Source organism: Flavobacterium flavigenum, from assembly GCF_027111255.2.
In the GTDB taxonomy this organism is placed as follows: Bacteria; Bacteroidota; Bacteroidia; order Flavobacteriales; family Flavobacteriaceae; genus Flavobacterium; species Flavobacterium flavigenum.
Genome location: NZ_CP114285.2, coordinates 4,497,613 through 4,521,520, shown reverse-complemented (window position 1 = coordinate 4,521,520; position 23,908 = coordinate 4,497,613). Strand labels below are relative to the sequence as shown.

The following is a 23,908-nucleotide window of genomic DNA, read 5'->3' as shown; positions in this document are numbered from 1 at the left end:
TCTTATTCGTTTAAAGCACGGTAAATAAATAACTGATTGTTGGTAATGACTTTTTCATTTTCTTTTAAACCGCTTGAGATATAGGCAATTTTTCCAACCACTCTGTAAACCTCAACTTGTCTGGTTTCGATATTGTGACGGTCTTTAAAAATCATGACGAAATTTTTACTTTTATCGAAAACAATAGCATCACTCGGAATTGCAATCATCGATTTGTCTTCTTTAAAAGACAGTTTGATGTTGGCATTCATATCCGGTTTCAGTAAAAATCCAGGATTTTGTAGTTTAACCCTTGCCTGCATTGCTTTTGTTTCCGGATCAATTACGTTGAAAATTTTATCTACTTTTCCTTTAAAAACTTTATCCGGATAACTCAAAGTCGTAACATCTGCATCGATTCCTAATTTTACTTTATTGATGTCCGTCTCGTTAATGTTTGCCATTGCCCATACTTCGCTTATTTCGGCAATGTCAAAAATATTTTCTGAGCGGTCGCTTCGCAAAAGCATATCCTGATTGATGCTTTTTTGAATGACAAATCCGCTGATTGGTGCTGTTACTTCGTAAATAGAACCTGCTTTAATGTTGTAAATTTTGTACGTTTCCTGAACTTTGCTTAACTGTGACTGTGCTTTATTTACTTCTGATTTTGCCTGAAGCACATCGCTTTCAGAGTTTAATTTTCCGTCAAATAATTCCTGGGCAACTTTCAGGTTGTTTTTGGCTACAAGCAAATCACTTTTAGCATCAAGGGATTGTTTTTCGAAATCAGCAATATCAGTACTTTTTATGGTTGCCAAAACCTGACCTTTTTTTACATAATCTCCAAGTTCAACATTTACCTTCATTACGTTTCCGCCTACAAGTGGGTAAACATCAATCATTTTATTGTTGTCGGCAGTGATTTTTCCGTAAAAGTTCAATTCGTTGGTTACAGGCTGTGTCTGTGCAACTGCCGTTGTTGTCGTTTTCAGCATGTTATCGCTCAAAGCAAAAGAGGTATTGATCTGCGGATTCTCTACTTCTTTTTTACAGCCTGCGATGGATAAACTCACAATTGCAATTCCGATAATTAGTTTATGTTTCATTTTATTTGGTTTTAAAATAAGTCTTTGTTGATTGTACTGTTTAATTCTTCTGCAGACAGCGCCAGTTTTTTCTTTAACTCGTTTACCTGAATATTTGCCTGATTGTAGCTTTCCATAAAATCCGTAAATTCTAATAAGCTGATATTTCTTTTCTGGAAATTGGTTAAGATTCCGTTGTAAACGGCTTCAAAATCGGAGTTTACTGTTGGTTTTATCAAAACATAATTTTTACGGGATTCGTCCCATTTATTCCAGGCAGATGTAATTTCAGTCTGAAGCTGCAGTTCAAAATTTTGTTTTTCAATTTTTGACTGTTCCAGAATAGTCTTTGCGTACTTGATATTTCCTTTGTTTTGATTCCAAAGCGGCAATGGAATTCCAACAGTCAAATTCGCTTCATTATTAAAAGCGCCGCTTCGCTGATCGTATTTCGCACCTAAAGTTATATCCGGAACCGAAAGTGATTTTTGCCATTTTACATTTAGCTCATTGGCATCTATTTCTTTTTGTTTTGCCAGATAATCAGGTCTGTTTGCAATAGCTTCATTTTCGAAAGATTTTAAGTTGAAATCAATCGTTTTTAAATATTTACTGAATTCGTCTTTTGAAACATTCGGAACAACTTCATCAGTAGAATTTAAAAGCAATTTCAGATTCGCCTGTTCTTCGATGTTGCTATTTACTACTTCCATTCGCTCATTTTTAAAATTCAGATAAAGCGATTGCAGACGAACAACATCTCTTAAAGGAATATTGCCTTTTTGCGCCTGAACTGAATAGGAATTAATTAAATCTTCAATATGAGCTAATTGTTTGTCTGTGGTTTCCAGACTTTTAGTATTGTAATAAACAGTATAAAAGCTTTTACGCAATTGCAGTTTGAGGGTTCTGAGCAAATCATTGAATTGCAGTTCTGAAAGCTGTTCATTGGTTTGTGCTAATTTTATTTCGTTGCGTTTTTTACCTCCCAGATAAATCAGCTGCTCGATACCAAATACTTTCTGTCCCTGTTTCCCGATATCGAAATATTTATCCCGATCCGGATTGTAGGAGTTCAGTTCTGCAGAAATCACTGGATTGTCCCAAATTCGTGACTGAATGGTAAGTGCTTTTGAAGCATCGACATTGTAATGCGAAGCCAGCAGGAAGAGGTTGTTTTTTAAAAACTGACTTTCACAATCTTCTAAAGTGACGGTTTTTTGAGCCAGAACCATCTGATTCATGGCAATCAGCAGCAATAATGCAAATAACTTTTTCATCGTATCATTTTTATTTGATACAAATATGCTATTGCAGGACTTTAAGACACCTTAAGAAAGACCTTAAAAAGTGCTTAAAAAAATTAAGAATACTTAATTTAATGAAAAATTAATTCAAATAAATTAGTCTTTTCTACAGGTACGCTATACCTGATTTTTGCATTATGAAGTATTAAAATGCGGTTTACAATACGCAGCCCAAGTCCGAAACCAGAAGTGCCTTTTGAATTCTCACCACGCATAAAAGGCTGGAAAAGATTTTTCTGTTCATTTTCATTCAGCGTTTTTCCGGTATTTAAAACCGAGATTATCAAATGATTTTCCTGCGTACTAATTTTTACTTTTGCCTGTTTATTATCAGAGTACACACAGGCATTTTTTAGGACATTACTCACAGCAATTTCCAAAAGGTTTTTATTTCCTTTGATTTCTAAAGCCGTATCGAGATTATCACTTTCTTCTATTTCAAAAAGAATAACAAAATCCGGGAAGGTTTTATTCAAATTTTCAATGGCCGAAAACAGAATTTCATCCATTCGTTGTATTTCATCGTTGGCAGAAGTTTTTGTATCAATTTTAGACAACACCAGTAAAGAATGGATCAGTTCCGATAAATGATTGACATCTGATAAAATAGTGTTTAAAAAAGTTTTTCCTTTACTGGATGTTTCCGGATCCGCAATTGTGTTTTCAATTTGTGATGTTATTCTCGACAAAGGAGTCCTGAGTTCGTGTGAAGCATGAGCAGTGAATTCTTTTTGTTTTTGATACGAAACCTCGATTCTGTCCATCATAAAATTGAATTCATTTGCAATTAGGTCAATTTCGTTTTTATTACTTTTCGATTCTACGCGGGTATCCAGATTGTTCTCATTTATATTTTTAATCTTCTGATGAAAAATATTTAACGGGTTCATGGCTTTTTTTACCATCAAAGAAGTTAAAACCCAACAAATGCAAGTAAAAAAGATATAAGAAATGATTAAGGTATATCGTAAAAAAAGCAATTTTCGTTTGCCATAATCATCTGTGGCCGATATTAAGGCGTAAAAATCCCTGTCTTTGGTATCATAAAAAACACCATATACTTCGTAATCGCCTTGTTGTTTAAAAAACGTTTTGTGCCTTTTCAGGTATTTTAAATCGTCGACAGACCAGTCAATCTTGGCATCGTCAATACTGCTGTAAATGAGTTTGAAATGCGAATCGAAAACCAGTGTTTTTTCATCATACAATTTATTGATAGAGTTCTGATCAATCATTTTTAAAAGCTGATCATCAACTTCTTGTACATTTACCAGAAGTTTAATATTAGAAAGCGCTTTTATTTCTAAACGATCCCGAAATTCTTCTTTTCTGAAATTAGAATACAAAACAAAAATCACAGTAGAAGCCAGCCCAAAAAGAATTGTAAAGAGCAGACTTACTAATAGTGATATCCTGTTTTTTAATGTCATTCCTGATCGCTTAAATAATACCCATAACCAATTTTTGTTCGGATTAGTTTGGTTTCGTGGTCTTTGTCAATTTTTTTTCGAAGAAAATTAATGTAAACTTCAATGGTATTTTGATTGGTTTCAATATGATAATCCCAAAGTTTTTCAGCAATGAATTGTTTTGAAAGCACTTTCCCTTTGGCTTGAGCCAAAATCAAAATCAGTTTGAATTCTTTAGGTGTCAATTTAATTTCTTCGCCTCCACGGAATACCTTCATTTCTGATTCTGTAATTTCCAGATCCTGAATCTCAATCTTATCTTCTGCCTTTTGTGGAATTTCTTTTCGCCTTAAAAGAGAAGAAATCCTTGCATACAATTCCTCAAAATGGAAAGGTTTTACCAGATAATCATCGGCACCACTATCAAAAGAAGCCAGTTTATCTTCGATTTCGCTGAAAGCAGTCAGCATGATTATGGGTGTTTTTTTATCTGTTTCGCGAATTTTTTCACAAACTTCGATTCCGTTTATACCGGGAACATTGATATCGAGAATAATCAGATCATATTCATAAGGAAAATATTTCCTTAAAAGCAATGCTCCATCATAATACGGCACACACTCGAATTCTTTTGAAGCAAAGAATACAGCTATTTCTTTGGATAAAGTAAAATCGTCTTCGAGCAGTAAAATTTTCATGCTTTTTTTATTTAGTTAATTCATTTTCAAAACAATCTATTTTAACTTTTATTTTAATCAGTTTTGCGGCAAAATATTTTTAACCACAAATTACGCAAATTTGCACAAATCATAGAATGTCGTTTAGTTGTTCTGTAATCACTAACCAACATTCTATTATTAAATTTGCTGTAATTTGTGTAATTTGTAGTAAGAGGAAATGCTTGTTTTTAAAAACGAATACTTTGTACTATATTGAAAATAAATTAACGTTTTAAATCATCTTATTTAAAATAAGAAAAAGTTTCATTGTTTTCGATTTTCAATAATGATTCATAAATCAGCTGAATTACATTCTCTACATCTTCCTTATGAACCATTTCTACAGTCGTATGCATGTAACGCAATGGCAGTGAAATCAATGCTGAAGCCACACCACCATTACTGTAAGCAAAAGCATCTGTATCTGTCCCCGTAGCTCTGGAAGTAGCATGACGCTGAAAAGGTATATTTTTTTCTTCGGCAGTATCTACAATTAAATCCCTTAAATTATTTTGAACCGCAGGTGCGTAAGCAATCACAGGACCTTTACCCATTTTAAGATCGCCTTCCACCTTTTTATCAATCATTGGTGTTGTAGTATCATGACAAACATCGGTCACAATAGCAACATTTGGCTTGATTCGCTGTGAAATCATTTCGGCACCGCGAAGACCAATTTCTTCCTGAACTGAGTTTACAATATACAAACCAAACGGAAGTGTTTTGTTATTCTCTTTTAACAGACGAGCTACCTCAGCAATCATAAAACCACCCATTCTGTTGTCAATGGCGCGACAGACAAATTTATTTTCGTTCAAAATCATAAATTCATCCGGATAAGTAATTACACAACCCACATGAACCCCCATTTCCAGAACTTGCTCTTTGGTCTCACATCCTAAATCAATAAAAATATTACTCAGTTTCGGAATTTCCTCTTTATCACGCAAACGGGTGTGAATGGCAGGCCATCCAAAAACGCCTTTTACAATTCCTTTTTTGGTATGGATATTTACTCTTTTTGAAGGTGCAATCTGGTGATCAGAACCTCCATTTCTAATAACATATATCAAACCATCATCTGTGATATAATTTACATACCACGAAATTTCATCTGCATGACCTTCAATCACCACCTTAAATGGAGCGTCAGGATTTATAACTCCAACAGCAGTTCCGTACGTATCCGTAATAAAAGTATCTACATAAGGCTCCAGGTATTTCATCCAGATTTTTTGTCCTTCGCTCTCGTAACCTGTCGGCGAAGCGTTATTTAGGTAGCTTTCTAAAAAAGCAATTGAGGTATCATTCAGTATAGATTTTGTACTCATAAAAATATTTTTTTGCTAAATTAAAAATTTGGTATTACAGTTGTGTATATAATGTATAATTTTACACTTAAATATATATTCGATGAGATTTACAACCTGTATTTTATGTTTTCTTTTAATTTCTTTTGCTGCTAAAGCACAGATTACGCCAAAAGAAAGTGAAATGGGCTACACGCTTACTGAAAATGATTCGATTCTGAATGATACAATTGAATTAGCGGAAATTGTTATTTCAAAAGGAGAACTGGATCCTGAAGCTAAAAAACAGTTTCTGATTCTTCAGAACAGGGTTTACAAAGTTTATCCTTATGCAAAACTGGCGGCAGACCGATTAACGGCTTTAAACAACGGAATGGCGCGTTTGAAAACCAGCCGGGAAAAGAAAAAATATTTCAAAATAGTTGAAGATTATCTCAATAATGAGTTCGAAGCAAGATTAAAAAAGCTTTCCAGAAAACAAGGACAAATTTTAGTGAAACTTATCCATCGACAGACCGGAATAACAACATACGAATTAGTAAAAACTTTAAAAAGCGGTTTTAAGGCATTTGTATCAAATGCTACCGCGAATATGTTTGACATTAGTTTAAAACGGGAATACAAACCTTTTGAAGTCAACGAAGATTATCTGATAGAAACCATTCTCGTCCGGGCATTTGAATCCGGCAGGTTATCTTACCAAAAACCCGCAGCTGCGATTGATTATAATAAACTTGAAACATTTTGGGAACAAAAAGCTGCAGAGCTTAATAAAAAATAAACGTTTTTGAAAAAGACAAAACCCCGACAGGATTTAAAGCATCTGTCGGGGTTTGTTTTTTATCTTCTGGATTTGAAATACTCTTCAAAAGAACTGCAGCTAGACATTAAGATTTCATAGTCATCTGCATAGTTTGATTTTAAGTCCTGATAATACTTGTTTTTACTCAACAGAAAATCATCATAATTCTCGATTGTGTTATCATAATTATTTGGATTCTGATATTCAAGCTTATTCTTTTCGCAACGCCCAATCATCCTTAAGCATAGTGCTTTAAACTGATCTGTCTTTGCATTTTTTAATGCCAGAAGATAATATTTTTGCGCCAGGTTGCTTTCATAAAATTCCCTTTCATCTTCAAACGGAGCATCATCTGTGTAATGATGCCAATAGTAGCGGCGCATCATCCATGAATTTCCATTTTGTGTCATATTGTAATAAGCATTCGCTACAAGGAAATAGTAATAATCTTTATTTTCTTCCTTCGGCTCAGCTGCTTTTTTAAGATACAAAATCAGGTGTTCTGTAATACTTCTTTTGTTTAATTTAAAAATTTTGTCCTGACTGATAAACTCAGGAGTATATTTAAGCACAAAAAAAGGATTTGCATCAAACATATCCGATTCTTTGCAATTTGGTTTTTCCCACAGACAGTCAGAATAGTTCGCTAATTTATCTTTATCAAGTTTACCAAAATATTCAGCAGCAAGTTCTAAATTATTCTGTCGAATATACTTTGTACCAATCAGATCGTACAATCTTGGAATTTCATTTTTAATGTAACTTTGCTTCCATTTAGAAAAGGAATCTAAAATGTTATTTTGATCTTCAAATTGCGCAACTATTTCCTGTACATCTTCAGGGGAATAAATCACATCAATATAATCAAAGTAATCTGTATAAAAATCCCTGTAAGAACTCTTTCTGTTTTGTAAAGTTTTCCAAACAGCTGTGGCAGAATCGTAATATCCAACATATTCAGTATTTTCATGGTTAAGTTTAGAATACAGAAAAGCAGCCTCAGTCCTATTCTTTTTATATTCTAATTCCCTCCCGATAGCAAAAAGGAATTTCTTATTTTTTTGATTTTTAAGAAGGACTGGTTTCACTTCTTCTAAAATTAGAGCTTTTCCGATTTCCTGATTTGCAGTTAATGCCAATGCTTTTATAATCTGAATTTGATCATAAAGAGAATCTTTCTCAAAAATACTTTTTTCTACAGCCGTAATCTCATTTAAACAGCTTTGATGATTTTGGGTTACAAATGACAAATACGCTTTGCCGATTTTCCATAAAACCGGATCATTAATCTTTTTCAATTTTATATTATTTACAAACTGTAATACTTTGCCGGCGTAAGCTCTGTCATTTTGTACACGATTTAGAATATCCTGTATTGAATTATCTTTATCTTCTTCTGCCCAATAATTATACTTTGAAACCGATGGATTAAACAAAGAATAATAGGGTGTAAAAACCCAGTCCTCAATTTTATTGATTTCCCTTAATAGCAAAAAAGATAAACCCTCAAACTTTGGATTGTACTTATATACCTGCTCTAGACAAAATAAAGCCTGATCACTTTTTTTAATTCCTGCCAAAAAATAAACATTTGCTCTTTCTTCGTTATTTTTAGCATATTTTAAAACAGTATCTAAGGAAATTTTAGAATCAAACTGCTGCGCAATCATAAAACGCTTATCCGGTGCATTTACAAAAACCTGAGCTGCGTAAAAATTTGACAAAGCCTTATCCTTTTCTGCAAATGTCCTAAAATACAAGCTCCAATAATATAGGATATCTTTTTTCTGAGATTTAAAAACGGTATCGAATAAGGATTTAATTTGATCGAAATCATTATTATAGTAAGCAAGTCTTATCGCTAAAAAGGTATATCGCAACTTAAGTGTCCTATTCTTTATTTTGTTCGAATTAAAAATGGCTTTATCAATTAGCTCCTCTCTTTTTGGCAACGAAGCACCTTCCTTTCTTTCCCATGGATCTTCATATACGCCATTAAAAAATTCGCAGGTTTTAGCAAACTTTAAATAATTAATAGCCTCGATATTTTTAGTTTTATAAAAATACTGAAGCATTTCATTCGTAGATTTTTCATTAATATCCTCTTCTTTCAAACTATATAAAACATTTCTTATAGCTTCAACAGAAATTTTATTGTGACAATATTCCATCCAAAGCTTTTCATTTTCTTCAATGGTACCTTCAGGATAAACTCCGTTTGCATTTGGATAAAATGTATTAGACGAATAATTAAATTCAGAATAAGAATAGTAGTTGAAATTTGCAGGACTTAAAAAAGAGTATCTGATATCTTCTCCAAACGGATAAAAACCGCAGGCAAAAATGCTGTTATTTACTAAAATTGCTATAAAAAGCAGAAAGTTCTTCATTGTTATAATTACTTAATTGTTCTTCGTCTAAATGAAATAAGGTAATTGTAGTATTAGCATCAAAATCTACATTTTTTTTGATTATTTCGATTGCTTCATTAATTTTCAAAGGAGTTAAATTCTCATATTTAATCTTGTCGCCAATTCTTAAGTAAAAGTCATCAACCACAGTATCTTTTGTAACTTCATACCATAAAGGTTTTATCTCTTTTAAAGATTTTAAAATCTCTTTCTGTCCACCGTAAATTACTTTATAAAAGTGATCATTTTGGTAGACCTGCATCCAGGAATAAGTTGGCAATGCAATATCTAAATGCAATGGGTACTTTCTTTTTTTATTGAGATAAAGCTTTAATTCTTCAATATCTAAAATGGAGTTTTTAGAGTGATCCTCTAAAGGATTGATTAAATTATAGCACATCAATGTCACTTTATCAACTGGTGGAATGCCCATTTTTTCGGGATACTTATAAGGATACAATCGTAATGTACAACTAATTTCTTTCTTCGAAATAGCTTTTAGTTTTTTCAAAAAATAGAAATAATTCTCTTTTGTTGTCAGTGTCCAGTCGCAATCCATTTGAAATTCTTTTACAGGATTTGCCCTTTCAAATTTATCTTTTACATATTTAGTAATAAGGAAATTAATATTGTTTGCAAGTGTATCTAGCTTTTCTCTGTTAGTATTTTTAAAAACTTCATTTTTAATATATACAGTTGGAACAATAACGAAATCTTCTTTCTGATAAAAGTGCAGAGACGATTTGGAAACAGGAAAATCCCCATAAGCTTCATTATGATCAATTTCAAAAAACTTAATATAAAGTTTCCTGACTTTTAAATTGTTTAAAATCTCTCTTTCCTTCGGGTTCAGATCCCAGCTATCGCTTTTCCAATAATAAATAGATTTTTCAACATTCTCAATTTTATTCGAGCAAGATAAAAAGAGACAAAAAATAAAGGCAAAAAAGAGGATTTTTTTCATTAGAAAAACAAAAATTAGACCGTGTAAAATCGTACTAAATTTATATCATTTTGAAATATAAAATCATAAAAGTCGAATATATTTTTTGAATAAAAACTAGTCATTTTAGTCCAAAATAAAACCCGACAAATTTTAAAAAATCTGTCGGGTTTTGTATTTAAAAACTAAGTTTGGATTTTACTTCAAACCGGCTAAACTTTGCTCGATTGTAGCAATTTTTGCCAATGCATCGGCTTGTTTTTGTTTTTCAATATTTAAAACTTTTTCCGGAGCTCCGTTAACGAATTTTTCGTTTGAAAGTTTTGCTTCAACAGATTTCAGGAATCCTTTTGTATAGTTTAATTCTTCTGTCAATTTTGCAATTTCAGCTTCAACATCGATATTTCCTGTAATCGGAATAAAGTATTCGTTTGATTTTACACGGAAAGACAATGCGCCATCCACTTTTTCAGAAACATATTCGAAAGCAGAAACGTTTCCTAATTTCGTTATAATTGAATCAAAATACGTTGAAACATTTTCACTGTTGATTCCTTTTAATTCAATTCCATCTTTAAACGGAATATTTTTGTCTTTTCTGATCGTTCTGATTCCGGAAATTACTTCAATTGAGTTTTCAAAATCAGCAATTAATTTTGCATCAAAAGGTTTTAATTCAGGCCATGTTGAAACAATTAAAGCTTCTTCTGGTGTTCTTTCTGCAATTAACTGCCAGATTTCCTCTGTCAAGAAAGGCATAAACGGATGTAGTAACTTCAAGTTGTTTTCTAACATTTCGATAGCTTTCGCGAAAGTTACGCTGTCAATTGGCTGTTGGTAAGCCGGTTTAATCATTTCTAGGAACCAGGAACAGAAATCATCCCAAACCAATTTATAAATGGCCATAAGAGAATCTGAAATCCTGTATTTCTCGAAATTGTCTTCAATGTCAACTAAAGTCTGCTGTAATTTTGCTTCATACCACTCGATTGCTACTTTTGAAGATTCTGGTTGTGGAATAGTATCTGAAACTTCCCATCCTTTAATCAGTTTGAACGCATTCCAAATTTTGTTTGAGAATGCTTTTCCCTGATTACACAATTCCTCATCAAACATAATATCGTTTCCTGCAGAAGCACTTAAAAGCAATCCTACACGAACACCATCTGCACTGAATTTATCGATCAAATCTAAAGGATCAGGAGAATTCCCTAATGATTTAGACATTTTACGACGTTGCTTGTCACGAACTAATCCCGTTAAATACACATTCGTAAATGGTTTTTCACCAGCATATTCGTAACCTGCAATAATCATTCTCGCAACCCAGAAAAACAAAATATCAGGACCTGTTACTAAATCATTTGTTGGATAATAATATTTAAAATCTGGACTTTCCGGATCCATTATTCCGCCAAAAACAGACATTGGCCATAACCAGGATGAAAACCATGTATCAAGCGCATCAACATCCTGTTTTAGGTTGTCGGTTGTTAGTTGTTGGTTGTTGGTTTTTTCTTTTGCTAATGCTAATGCATCTTCGATGTTTTCTGCAACTACGAAGTCTTCTTTTCCGTCTCCGTAATAATATGCTGGAATTTGTTGTCCCCACCATAATTGGCGTGAAATATTCCAGTCACGAATATTGTTTAACCAGTGCGCATACGTGTTTTCGAAACGTTTAGGATGTAATTTAATATCTCCGGTTTCTAAAACCGATTTGATTGCTGGTTTAACCAATTCTTCCATTTTCAGGAACCATTGGTCAGATAATCTTGGTTCGATTACGGCTTTGGTTCTTTCAGAAGTCCCAACTTTATTTAAGTGGATTTCTGTTTTTGCTAAAGCTCCAATTTCTTCTAATTCTTTTGCAATTTCGGTACGAACTACAAAACGGTCTTTTCCCTGATAATGTAATCCGAAGCTATTTAAAGTTGCGTCTTCATTAAAAATATCAACGATTTCAAGATTGTGTTTTTCACCCAAAGTCTTATCGTTCATATCGTGTGCAGGCGTAACTTTTAAACATCCTGTTCCGAATTCTACATCTACATATTCGTCTTCGATAATTGGAATAACTCTTCCACAAATTGGAACGATCGCTTTTTTACCTTTTAAATGTGTAAAACGCTCATCGTTCGGATTGATACAGATGGCAGTATCTCCGAAGATAGTTTCTGGACGAGTGGTAGCAATAGTCAAAAAATCTTCTGAACCTTCGATTTTATATTTTAAGAAAAATAATTTTCCTTGTTGTTCTTCGTAAATTACTTCTTCATCAGATAAAGTCGTTTTGGCTTCCGGATCCCAGTTTACCATTCGGTAGCCTCTGTAAATTAATCCCTTGTTGTATAAATCAACAAAAGAACAAATTACAGATGCAGACATATCCGGATCCATCGTGAATTTAGTACGTTCCCAATCGCATGAAGCACCTAATTTCTTAAGTTGTTCTAAGATTGTTCCGCCGTATTTATCTGTCCATTCCCAGGCATGTTTTAGGAATTCTTCGCGGGTCAAATCGTTTTTATTGATTCCTTCTGCTTTTAATTTTGCTACCACTTTTGCTTCAGTTGCAATAGAAGCGTGATCTGTTCCCGGAACCCAACAAGCGTTGAATCCTTTAAGACGTGCACGACGAATTAAAACATCCTGAATGGTATTATTCAACATATGTCCCATGTGAAGGACTCCAGTGACGTTTGGCGGTGGGATTACAATGGTGTACGGTGTTCTATGATCTGGTTCTGAATGAAAATAGTTGTTTTTCATCCAGTAATCATACCATTTATTCTCAATCGTCTTAGCGTCAAATTGTGCTGGAATTGTCATTTATAGGTTGTTTATTCGTTTAACTGTTTAATTGTTTTGTTACCACTTATTAATTGTTTTTACTGTTTTTCGGTTAAACGAATTAACGGTTAAACAATTAAATAAAAAAATGGTTTAATTTTTGTATTTGTAACTGACAGCAAAAGTAAATAATAAAGTACACTATAAAAAACGAATTAATAATTTGTGTATTAATTAAAAGAAAGTATATTTACTCCTATCTTAAAAACAATTTCAAAATGAAAAATGTTATTAAATTTATTGTAATCGTATTGTTTAGCGTAGCAGGTTATTCTCAAAGCGGTCCAAAAATTGAGTTTTCAGCTCCGGACAACACTATTGATTACGGAAAAATTTCTAAGAGCGATAACGCAGTCCGTTCGTTTGAATTTACCAATACCGGAAATGCACCCTTATTAATTATTGATGCTCAGTCTACATTGAGTTCAATTATTGTCACAAAACCCTCTGGTGCTATTCAGCCAGGAAAAAAAGGAAAAATTGACGTAAAATATAACATGGCTACTGGACCAATCCGTAAAACGATTACTGTTGAAACTAATGCCGTTAATTATCCTGACGGAAGGGTTGCCTTAAAAATTAAAGGTGAAGTTTTATAAAAATAATTTTTAAAGAAATAGTAAAGCCGTTTCATTTAGTTTGAAACGGCTTTACTATTTTAGAAGTAAGCAAAATCATTTCACTTTTTACTTCCTGAACATTTTACTTACCAGCACAATCAATGCTGTCAAACTTATATTTTACACGTTCAAAGTCAATCGGTTTGTCTTTAACCAGATATGTTACGCCCATTGTAGTCTGCATGGTTCCGTTTCCTAAAATAAGCTGTTTGTCCTTTTTCAAGAATGCCATTGGATTTTTGAAGTTTTTTTTATTTGTTCTCTCTGTAAAAGTATAATCTGCAAATAAAGTATCTCCATGAAATTCCCCTTTGATTTCGCCAATTCTTTCTGCGGCGCCCGAAACTTTCATTGACATGTTTCCGCTTATTTTGCCATTTTTTAAAGTATTCAATTTTAAATCAATAGTATCGTCTTCATAAACTGCTTTATAACATTGTATACTTACCACTTTTTCAGCTTCAGCATTTATTGCTTCAGCTTCTTTTTGTTTTTCCTCATTTTTACAACTTTGCAGTCCGGATAAAGACAAAATCAGACAGGATAAAACTAGCTTTTTCATAAATTGATATTTTTAATTTCATGGTTATCCCATAAAATTAATAAAAAAGAAGCCATGGAAAGGCTTCTTTTTTAAATTTATTATTCAGAAATCTACAAATTTTTAATGACAAATTCAGATCTTCTGTTCAACTCATGTTCTTCTTCTGAACAGGCATCATCTGTTTTACATTTTATAATTGGTACAGATTCACCATAACCTTTGGCTGTTACTCTTTTAGCATCAATACCAGATTGTATGATGAATTCTCTGGTGGAAGTCGCTCGCTTTTGAGATAAATCTTCATTGAATTTAGCATTTCCTCTCGAATCGGTGTGTGATCCAATTTCGATAATCATTCCTGGATATTTCTTCATTAACTCCACTACCCTTCCTAAAACTACTTTTGATTCTTTTCGGATATACCACATATTGTAATCAAAATAAATAGGATCTGTTTTAATAATAAGTCTGTCTTTATCCCTTACAACATCTTTTTCCTGAGCTAAAATCTGATTGACTTTTTCTTTTTTCTTTACTTCGTCTGCAACAATTTTGTCAGCTTTGGCTTTCTTTTCTGCCTCTTTTAAAGCGATTATTACAAGGGCTTCTTTTTTCTTATTTTCTTCTTCTATAATAAGTTCCTGTTTCCTTTTATTTTCTGCAATCTGCTTTTCTTCCTGCTTTATAATATCCAACGATTTTAATGTCATTGAAGCATCGTTATTCACGTTTCTGGTCTTGCCTGAGGTTAACGATTTTGAGTTGCTCGTATAATTTTCTCTAGAAGCTAACACCGTATAAGAAGCTTCACATGACACAGTAAAGCTAAATTTTCCGTCAGCAGTTGTTTTTAATAAGTTCAGCTGATTTTTTTCTGCATCCTGAAGTTCTACAATTGCATTTTCTAAAGCTAGTTTTGTATCAGCATCTGTTATGATTCCGGTAATAAACTGTTTACAATCTTCAACTACCAGATCCTTAATTTCTTTTAACTGATAAATATCATCGCTTCCTTTTCCTCCTTTTCTGTTTGAAGCAAAATAGCCTTCTTTAGTATCGGAATTAAAGTAAAATGAAAAATCATCTAAATTAGAATTAACAGGCAATCCAATATTTACAGGTTTCTCGTATTCTTTTCCTTCAATTTCAGAAACAAAAATATCGAGAGATCCATATCCTAAATGCCCATCTGAAGAAAAATAAAGTTTATTGTCTTTGGACAAAAACGGAAATTGTTCTCTTTTGTCTGTATTGATAATCGGACCTAAATTTTTTGGTGTATCAAAAGCACCCTGGTTTATGTTTACCGAATAAAGATCAAAAGAGCCGAATGTTCCCGGCATATCAGAAGCAAAATATAATACTTTTTCATCAGCACTTAATGCCGGATGTTCTACAGAATAATTGTCACTGTTAAAAGGAAGCGAAACAATATTAGTCCATTTTCCGTTAACCAGTTCCGCTTTAAAAATCTGCAGGTTCGAAATTTTTTCTTCATTTTTTCTTTTGCTGCCGTTTTTAGAATTATTACGGGTAAAATAAATTGTTTTGCCATCTTTCGTAAAAACAGCATTCGACTCATGCATTCCGGTCTTTAATTCATTCGAAAAATAATGCGTAATCTGATTCTCAGAATTTATATTTTTGATTGGAACAGCAACCAGATTCAGATAAGTGGCATTGTCCCATTTGTACTTTTTATCAAACAATCCCGGTTTTAGTTTCACTCCGGCAAAAACCAGACTGTCGTTGTATTTTACAGCTCCAAACTCTGAATTTGGGGTATTGATGGCTAAGTTTTTAATTTCGAAACGGTTTCCAATTGCAGCAACATTTTCTAATGTTTTGATCTCTTTTTCAAAATTCGATACATCTTCAGTATTGGAAGACTTTGAATAATATGTTTTTAAAGCTTCGGCTGCTTCTGCCAAATTCTCTGTAGCTTTAAGGGTTTGGGCATATTTGAAATAGTAATTTCGGTCTAAATCTTTATCGTAATTTTTAATTAAAAGTCTGTAATAACGCTGCGCTTTTATCAAATCGTTCGTATAATAATAGGAATCCGCGAGGTTTTTAATGACTTCCTGCGAAGGTTTTTCATCAGCTAATTTCTCATATAAAACAATAGCTTCAGCATAAAAAGTTCTGTCAAAAAAACGCCTAGCCCTGCTCAAATCCTGATCTTGGGCTTTTATAAACTGTATAGAAAATACGAATATAATAACGAGTAGTTTGTTCATATTTTTCATTTTAAAAGAATCTTGGTGATTTATCGTATCCTTTTCCTAATAAATCTAAGTCAAAAAGCAGCATAATCTCGTGAGTCCCTGAATTAAACTGTCCCAAATTTGAAACAGTATAATCATAAGCATATCCAATTCTAAGAGACGGAGTAATATTTATATTCATCAAAGCACTTACGGCATCATTTAATCTGTATGCAGCTCCCAGTTCAAACTTATCATTATACAAAACATTGGCTGTTATATCCACTGAAATGGGGGCACCGGAGACAAATCTGGACATAAATGCAGGTTTTAATTTGAAGGCATCATTAATCTGAAAAACATATCCTGCGGTTAAAAAAGTATGAATTTCTTCAGACCCTAAAGCATTTATCCCTGATTTTTCTTCAATGTGTTTTGAACTCAATAAATTCGGAACAGACAACCCTATATAATATTTATCTGTAAAATAATACGCACCTGCTCCAATATTGGGTTTTGTAACATTTATATTTTCGGCGAAAGCCAAATCTGTTGAGGGATCTGTAAAACGAAATCCGTTAAAATTGGTCTGCAAAGAAGTAAACCCAGCTTTCAACCCTAAAGAAAGTTTATTTTTTCCTTGTAATTGAAGTACATAAGCAAAATCAGCATAGAAATTATTTTCTTTTTTTGCGCCATCCCCAATATCATCTGAAATTAAAGAAGCACCAACTTCAATCTTTTCGCTTAAAGCGGTATGACCAAAAAAGGTAAATGTTTTTGGTGCACCTACTGCTCCAACCCATTGTGTCCTGTATAAACCTCCTAAGTTCATCATAGCAGCAGTACCGGTTGCATAAGCCGGATTCACAACACTCATATTATACATATAATGTGTGTATTCGGGATCTTGCTGGGCAGATGAGAATGTAACGTAAAAAAGGAAACTTATATAAAGTATTATTTTTTTCATTGAGATGATATTAAAAGTAAATGAAGGATTATCTATTTAAATAAAGATGACCTTGCTGAGGCGGTTTATTATCTTTATTAAAATGGATAACATAAAAATAGACCCCATTTGGCGCTACTCCGTCACCAAAACCTCCTCCTTCTAAATTTCTACCATCCCAATCCGGTTTATTTCTATTTCCTTTAAACATAACATTGCCGTACCGATTATAAATTTCGAGAGAATAATTTGGATATAAAAAATCGATTTTAAGGATTTTAAAAGTATCGTTTACATTATCTCCGTTTGGTGAGAATCCGTCCGGAACAAAAAATGTTTCGTATTCGGTTTCATCACAATGACTCAGGGAAACCTTCACTTCTAAATGATCCTCTGAAATACAATTTGTAGAGGCTGATATGTCGAAACCATAATAAGTTGTATTGTCTGTTAGGGGCGTTGACGCAGCAAGCAAATTACCATTACTTAAAGCATCGTACCAGACTACTGTTGATGCCACATTGGTGTTATTAGATAAATCTAAAATAGCAGGATTTTCTAAACCACAAAAATTTTGTCCATCAGCATCTAAAACTGGTGCTGATGAATCGCTTACTGTAACCTTAATCATAGTAGCAGGTGAGGTACACCCCGCTGCTGAAGTTTCAGTTACCCAATAATCCTCTGTTTTTAAAACATACGTATTAGCCAAAGGTGTGGTAAGAGCTGATGAATTATACCATTTGTACCTACTTCCGTTTGGGACTAAATTTGCAATTGTAGCTCTTTCAATTTTACAAAAAGACTGGTCCGCTGCAGTTGGGGCAACCGGAATAGGATTTAGCGCAAAAGCATCAGAAACTGTTGTCAAATCAACATCACAGGAATTGTCATTATTTACCAGATTGACAATCGATATAGCAGTTGGCCCTGTATTGGGCAATAACACAGCCGGGATTATAAAGTCTGCTTTTCCATTTGTAGCCGCTAAACTAATAGTTTGTAAGGCTGCAGTATTACTGCCTGATAAAAGATATGAAATAGTAACATCTGTAAGCGTACCTAAGCCTGAAACTGAAGCCTTAAAAGGTTTATTAATACAATCATCCAACACTTCAACCTTAAGATTCGATGCATCTGGTAATTTATTTATAATTAAATTCCCGTTTATATTAGCCGTATTGGTACAGTATGGTGTTGCAGCATTAGTAATATTGGTAATCGTAATAATTGAATTCCCACTATTAGAATTTAAGTTTGAAGGAATTGTAAAACTTGCGTTCCCTCCTAAAACAGTAATGGCAGCAGATTGACCTGTTGCTGTATTTGACCCTGAAACATTATACTTAATACTATAATCACCATCTTCTAACCCCGAAGCATTTGAAATTATTGCCTGAGTACTTTTATTTTGACAGGTTACGGCCGGTGTTAAAACAGCTCCGTTTAAAACAGGTATTTTATAAACATGTAAAACATCTGATAGGTCATTGATAATGTTTACACAGCCCTTTTCACTGCCAAACGCCTCAATATTTATAATTCTGACTGTAAAACTGCCTGGCTGTCGAAAATAATTTGAGCTTAGGGGAAAAGTTAAAACCCCATTAGTAAATCCGGCTAGTATGGTTTTGGTTTCACCATTAGGACCTGAAACATTATAGGTAACATAAAATTGTCCATTAAGAATATTTTGAACTCCCTGAGTTATTGTGGCTGAATAGGTGGCTGTTTGAATGTCAGATTCGCAAATATCATTTTTTACTTCAATTTTTGCTCCTGTAAAATCATATTTCTTTTCAATTTTAATCCTTACACCAGCACTTTCTATTTTACACACTGGACTTGTAGGCAAAACAGTATAAGTAAATAAATATTCACCTATGCCATAAGTATCAAATATTTGCTGCACATTTATATTATGATCTTTTGTAAAAGTAATCTGCCCTACACCGTTATTATCAGTCCATATTCCTCCTGGATCTTCTCCAGAAATCCTATCATTCAGATCAAGATTAGAATATATTGAGAAATCACTGTCTTCACATAATATTAATGGCGTAGCTTTTCCGGGTTCCGGAGATCTAAAAATAGTTACAAACCCTGTTGAAGAAACTGCAGGACAGCTTCCAATAGCTGCAATGGTGTATGTAAATTTATAAGTTCCGGGAGAAAAGGTTGTCGCATTGATCACACTTGGTGATGGGGTATTGTTCGTATCATTATACCAGCTTCCTTCAGACTGAGGACTCAAATGGCTATTCCCATTGAATATCTGAAAAAGATTAAATCCAGTATCATCGCTACACGCTGAAGCTTTTTCTGCAAAACCTGCGTATCCACCAATAATGACTTCGATAGTTGATGAATTATCTGAACAGCCATTAATCCCTTCAACCGTATAGGTATAATGAAATAGTCCACTAACAAGAATCTTCTGCGCATTTAAAACGCCAGTAGTTTCATTTAAACCTCCTGAATTATCATCATCTGACCACGTACCACCCGGAACAGCAGTAGCTCCCAATAAGGGAAACAAATCTATTGCCTGACTGCTGCTATTAGCAATATCACAAACTTCAAAAGGAGCCGAAGAATCCACGCCCGCACATTGAGAAAAAAATTTAGTCGGATTTAATAGAAAAACAAGGAAATAAAGATTAAAAGCAATGAAGGAAAAGTATTTTTTAATCATAGACTAATTAAATTTTCGTTAAAAATACTTAAATTATTTAACAAACCTATTTAATCTTACAAAACAAAACGATAACATTCTTATTATCAAATACAAAACAAAATAAAAAAAGAAAAACTACAATTCATCCTCTAATCGAAAACGGAATTTTAACAATACACTGTTACGTTCAACTTCTAAATTAATCCAGATATCTTCTTCTGATTTCAAAAGGTTATTAATTTGTTGCAATGTATATTTATAAGGCTTAGTATTATTAATACTAATGATAACATCTCCTTTTTGTATTCCACTTTTTTCCGCTGCAGATTTTTTACGTACATTAACAATTTCAAAAATTGGCTTCAATTGAAATTTATACCTGAAATCATTATTGTTTTTACCGTTAAAATTTTCATCTGTTGCGTTACCTACACGTACTGTCTCTAAATGTACGGTTTCCTGCACCCATTGCAAACCATTATGCTGAACTGTGATTCCACTTTTGTTGTAAGTGAAAGGTTCGTTAAATTTATTGTTTTTTTTCAGATACATTTTTTTATCAGCATAATCCAAAACAATAGTAAATCTTTTTAGAATTTCGCCTCCAACTGAACCGACCCTGTCTGCAACCATCTTTACATTTTTTATAGAGCTTGAATCCGGAAAAGAAACAATTGGATTTTTAAATGTAAAATCAGCAAGCGAAAAGTTAGAAATTTTGGCTCTATGACCTTCTATGTCACCACTAAACCCTTTTCCCAGAAAATCAGGAAAATTCTTTTTTGGTAATTTAATTTTGTCATTTTCAAAAACCCAGAATGAATCGCTATTACCAATATCTATAAGTAGTTTTGCCGGAATATTTTTACCTGAAACCATCGCCGAAGCCATAACGTAAGGCTTAGACCTTTCAATAGTAATAGGTATTGTTTTAAAGTTTTTATCAAAGTTATTTCTAACATTCTCATTATTTTGATGTACGAAAATTTTTTTCTTTTGATAATTAATTTCTACTACATTATTTTTAAAAAATTTGTATCCTATTATTCCGTTAACCGGAATTCCAACATGTGAAGACAGATTGAAGTCCTGATCTAAAATAATATAAACCAAATGATTAATCGATTTTAAACCGTGCGTTACCAGAATATTATTTGTTGATTTTAAGCCTTCAATTTCCTCTTCACTCCCTAATCCACGAAGTTTAATTTTTTCTACATTTTTAAAACTAACCTCTTTTTTATCTTCCATGCTGAATAAAATTGTTTCATCAACCCCAGAATCTAATAAAAAGTTCAATTCAATGCCATTCACCTTAATTGGAATAAAAACTAAATTATTAATTAGTTTAAAAGGGATTACTACTTTCTTTTTATTCCTCTCAATTAAAAAATCATCCTGAGCATCTGATATAAAAGATGTCAAAAGCAAAAAAAACAATAAGATATATTTTTTCATTGACAATTTTTATTATAAAATTACTAAAAAAACTGATTATTGTTACATTTTTACAACTCCATCTATTGTTTACCTTAAATCCGAAAAAAAAATGCAAATTTGCACTTCAATAATTTATACTCATGCCAACAATTTCACACAAGGGTAGAAATATGCCCGAATCTCCGATACGAAAGCTGGCTCCTTTTGCAGATTTAGCAAAGAAAAAAGGGCGCAAAGTGTATCACTTAAATATTGGTCAACCGGATATCAAGACACCCGAAGTGGCCATCGAGGCGGTAAAAAATATTGATTTGACTCTTATAGAATACAGTCCGTCTGCAGGATATGAAAGCTATAGAAAAAAATTAGCTCAATTTTACCAGCGCCAAAATGTAAACGTTAATACAGAAGACATCATTGTAACTACAGGTGGCTCTGAAGCTTTACTTTTTGCACTGGCCACAATTACAGATCCCGGAGATGAAATCATTATACCGGAACCTTTTTATGCGAATTATCATGCCTTTGCATCCTCAACAAGTGCAACTGTAGTCCCACTTGTTTCTACAATTGAAACTGCATTTGCCTTGCCAAGTATTGATGAGGTTGAAAAATTAATTACACCTAAGACAAAAGCCATTCTGATTTGCAATCCCGGAAATCCGACTGGATATTTATATACAGAAGCAGAAATTAAACAATTGGCAGGCTTAATAAAAAAGCATGATTTGTATCTAATTGCCGATGAAGTCTATCGTGAATTTTTGTATGATGGAGATGATGAGCATTTTTCTGTAATGAATCTAGAAGATGTGCAGCAAAATGTGATCATGGTCGATTCTGTTTCAAAACGCTACAGCATGTGTGGTGCCAGAATAGGTTGTTTAGTAACAAAAAACAAGCAGGTCTTAGCAACAGTAATGAAATTTGCCCAGGCACGTCTGAGTCCGCCAACAATTGAACAAATAGCTTGTGAAGCTGCAATAGACACGCCTCAAAGTTATTTTGATGAAGTAATTTCAGAATATAAAAGTCGTCGCGATACTTTGATTACGGAACTAAACAAAATTGAAGGTGTAATCGTAACCAAGCCTAAAGGCGCTTTTTATTGTATTGCACAGTTGCCAATAGACAACTCTGAAGATTTTGCGCAATGGCTTCTGGAAAGTTATGATTTGAACGGAGAAACTGTAATGGTAGCACCGGCAGCAGGTTTTTATTCGACTCCCGGAATGGGTTTGAATCAGGTTCGAATTGCTTATGTATTAAATAAAAAAGATTTAATAACCGCTGTAAATATATTAAAAGAAGCACTTACCGCTTACAACAAAAAATAACAAGAGTTAAATACGGACTTTGAAAGACAATAACTAATTAAGTTATTGTCTTTTGTGTTTTTAAAGAAACCTGGTTTAGCTTTAATTTAATATTTATACAAAAAAGGAGTAATTAATAATAAAAACGATTGAAAAGGTTTCCTATTTATTAATTATCTTTACCGTCTTAAAAAGATATACCCACTATAATAGTAGTTTTTAATGATAAATAACGAAGATTTTTTAGACGAAATAGGTGACAGTCATTTCAGCAGTAATGCAAAAAACCCATTAAGAGAAGACGCCTTTGTCTTAAGCGATGAAGAAAAAATAGAAAAAATAAAAAAAGATGTTGAAAACATTCTACAAACTCTTGGAATGGATTTGACAGACGACAGCATAAAGGGAACTCCAAACAGAGTTGCAAAAATGTTTGTAAAAGAGATTTTTGGTGGCCTCAACCCTTCAAAACAGCCAAAAGCTTCTACTTTCGACAATAATTATAAGTATGGCGAAATGCTGGTAGAAAAAAACATTACTGTTTATTCTACTTGTGAACACCACTTATTACCTATCATTGGCCGGGCTCATGTAGCTTATATTTCAAGCGGACGAGTTATTGGTCTATCAAAAATGAATCGTATTGTAGAATATTATGCCAAAAGACCTCAGGTTCAGGAACGTTTGACTATGCAGATTGTTCAGGAACTTCAAAAAGCTTTAGGCACAGAAGATGTTGCCTGCGTTATAGATGCCAAACACCTTTGTGTTAATTCAAGAGGAATCAAAGACATCGAAAGCAGTACAGTAACCTCAGAATTTGGTGGAAAATTTAAAGATCCACAGACTAAAAGAGAATTTTTGGATTATATTAAATTAGAAACTCAGTTCTAAAAAGTTTATTGTTTTTAGTTAATAGTTTATTGTTGTTATGGCTAAAATAGAAAAATTTGAAGATTTGGAAATTTGGAGACTATCCAGAACAATCTTCCAGCAAGTTGAATCTTTAATTCAAAACACAAACTTAAAAACTAATTACTCATTGAGAGATCAAATCGACAGGAGTTCAGGATCAATCATGGACAATATTGCAGAAGGCTTTGAGCGGAATGGCAATAGAGAGTTCATTCAATTTTTAAGCATTGCAAAAGGTTCTGCAGGAGAAGTAAAATCACAATCATACAGAGCTTTTGATAAAAATTAATTACTGAAGAACAACATTTAAAATTAAATGAAATGGTTGAATTAGTTAAGAATAAAATTGGCGCAATGATGAACTATTTAAATAATTGTGAAATCAAAGGTCTAAAATTCAAATAACATCCTAACTA

17 protein-coding genes and 1 pseudogene are annotated in these 23,908 nt (G+C 33.0%); 5 read left to right on the top strand and 13 right to left on the bottom strand.

Annotation, left to right across the window (positions count from 1 at the left end):
- Positions 1-2 precede the first annotated feature (2 nt).
- The 5 genes from OZP09_RS18750 to OZP09_RS18730 form a co-directional block, all read right to left on the bottom strand.
- Positions 3-1,088 carry an efflux RND transporter periplasmic adaptor subunit gene (locus tag OZP09_RS18750; RefSeq protein WP_269235181.1) on the bottom strand — a complete coding sequence of 362 codons (1,086 nt, stop codon included), beginning with the start codon at positions 1,086-1,088 and terminating at the stop codon, positions 3-5.
- A gap of 11 nt (positions 1,089-1,099) precedes the next feature.
- Positions 1,100-2,347 (bottom strand): TolC family protein, encoded by a 1,248-nt coding sequence (locus OZP09_RS18745; protein ID WP_269235180.1) that lies wholly within the window; start codon positions 2,345-2,347, stop codon positions 1,100-1,102.
- A 98-nt stretch (positions 2,348-2,445) separates the two neighbouring features.
- Complete coding sequence (locus OZP09_RS18740; RefSeq protein WP_269235179.1) at positions 2,446-3,804, bottom strand: sensor histidine kinase; 1,359 nt, start codon at positions 3,802-3,804, stop codon at positions 2,446-2,448.
- Complete coding sequence (locus tag OZP09_RS18735) at positions 3,801-4,481, bottom strand: response regulator transcription factor (RefSeq protein WP_281309811.1); 681 nt, start codon at positions 4,479-4,481, stop codon at positions 3,801-3,803. Before OZP09_RS18735 ends, OZP09_RS18740 begins: the two co-directional genes overlap by 4 nt.
- A gap of 263 nt (positions 4,482-4,744) precedes the next feature.
- Positions 4,745-5,833 carry a M42 family metallopeptidase gene (locus tag OZP09_RS18730; RefSeq protein ID WP_269235177.1) on the bottom strand — a complete coding sequence of 363 codons (1,089 nt, stop codon included), beginning with the start codon at positions 5,831-5,833 and terminating at the stop codon, positions 4,745-4,747.
- An 82-nt stretch (positions 5,834-5,915) separates the two neighbouring features.
- Here OZP09_RS18730 and OZP09_RS18725 point away from each other — a divergent pair, with 82 nt between their 5' ends.
- Positions 5,916-6,593 (top strand): DUF4294 domain-containing protein, encoded by a 678-nt coding sequence (locus OZP09_RS18725; protein ID WP_281309810.1) that lies wholly within the window; start codon positions 5,916-5,918, stop codon positions 6,591-6,593.
- 59 nt (positions 6,594-6,652) lie between these two features.
- On the opposite strand, the gene OZP09_RS18720 is transcribed toward OZP09_RS18725, so the two are convergent.
- From OZP09_RS18720 to OZP09_RS18710, 3 genes are all read right to left on the bottom strand, one after another.
- Positions 6,653-9,004 carry a hypothetical protein gene (locus OZP09_RS18720; RefSeq protein ID WP_269235176.1) on the bottom strand — a complete coding sequence of 784 codons (2,352 nt, stop codon included), beginning with the start codon at positions 9,002-9,004 and terminating at the stop codon, positions 6,653-6,655.
- Positions 8,964-9,989: a hypothetical protein gene (locus tag OZP09_RS18715; RefSeq protein WP_269235175.1), complete on the bottom strand. Its 1,026-nt coding sequence runs from the start codon at positions 9,987-9,989 to the stop codon at positions 8,964-8,966. Before OZP09_RS18715 ends, OZP09_RS18720 begins: the two co-directional genes overlap by 41 nt.
- A gap of 177 nt (positions 9,990-10,166) precedes the next feature.
- Positions 10,167-12,800: a valine--tRNA ligase gene (locus tag OZP09_RS18710; RefSeq protein WP_269235174.1), complete on the bottom strand. Its 2,634-nt coding sequence runs from the start codon at positions 12,798-12,800 to the stop codon at positions 10,167-10,169.
- Between the two features lie 239 nt (positions 12,801-13,039).
- Between OZP09_RS18710 and OZP09_RS18705 the strand changes: the two genes are divergently transcribed.
- On the top strand, positions 13,040-13,420 hold the full coding sequence (locus tag OZP09_RS18705) for a DUF1573 domain-containing protein (protein ID WP_269235173.1): 381 nt from the start codon (positions 13,040-13,042) through the stop codon (positions 13,418-13,420).
- Between the two features lie 103 nt (positions 13,421-13,523).
- Here the strand turns inward: OZP09_RS18705 and OZP09_RS18700 are convergent, their stop codons facing one another.
- From OZP09_RS18700 to OZP09_RS18680, 5 genes are all read right to left on the bottom strand, one after another.
- Complete coding sequence (locus OZP09_RS18700; RefSeq protein ID WP_269235172.1) at positions 13,524-14,003, bottom strand: hypothetical protein; 480 nt, start codon at positions 14,001-14,003, stop codon at positions 13,524-13,526.
- 92 nt (positions 14,004-14,095) lie between these two features.
- Positions 14,096-16,225 carry an OmpA family protein gene (locus tag OZP09_RS18695; protein WP_269235171.1) on the bottom strand — a complete coding sequence of 710 codons (2,130 nt, stop codon included), beginning with the start codon at positions 16,223-16,225 and terminating at the stop codon, positions 14,096-14,098.
- Positions 16,226-16,235: 10 nt separating this feature from the next.
- Complete coding sequence (locus OZP09_RS18690) at positions 16,236-17,165, bottom strand: PorP/SprF family type IX secretion system membrane protein (RefSeq protein WP_269235170.1); 930 nt, start codon at positions 17,163-17,165, stop codon at positions 16,236-16,238.
- A 28-nt stretch (positions 17,166-17,193) separates the two neighbouring features.
- Entirely contained in the window at positions 17,194-19,839 is a 2,646-nt protein-coding gene (locus OZP09_RS18685) for a gliding motility-associated C-terminal domain-containing protein (RefSeq protein ID WP_281309809.1), read from the bottom strand.
- A 117-nt stretch (positions 19,840-19,956) separates the two neighbouring features.
- Positions 19,957-21,279, bottom strand: coding sequence for a PDZ domain-containing protein (locus tag OZP09_RS18680; protein WP_281309808.1), 1,323 nt, complete (start codon positions 21,277-21,279; stop codon positions 19,957-19,959).
- Between the two features lie 122 nt (positions 21,280-21,401).
- On the opposite strand from OZP09_RS18680, the gene OZP09_RS18675 reads away from it, so the two are divergent.
- From OZP09_RS18675 to OZP09_RS18665, 3 genes and pseudogenes are all read left to right on the top strand, one after another.
- Positions 21,402-22,598, top strand: a complete 1,197-nt coding sequence (locus OZP09_RS18675; protein ID WP_281309807.1) for a pyridoxal phosphate-dependent aminotransferase — start codon at positions 21,402-21,404, stop codon at positions 22,596-22,598.
- Between the two features lie 201 nt (positions 22,599-22,799).
- A complete protein-coding gene (folE, locus tag OZP09_RS18670; protein ID WP_269235165.1) occupies positions 22,800-23,471 on the top strand; it encodes a GTP cyclohydrolase I FolE in 672 nt (223 codons plus the stop codon).
- A 37-nt stretch (positions 23,472-23,508) separates the two neighbouring features.
- A pseudogene (locus OZP09_RS18665) lies at positions 23,509-23,897 on the top strand (four helix bundle protein).
- Positions 23,898-23,908 lie beyond the last annotated feature (11 nt).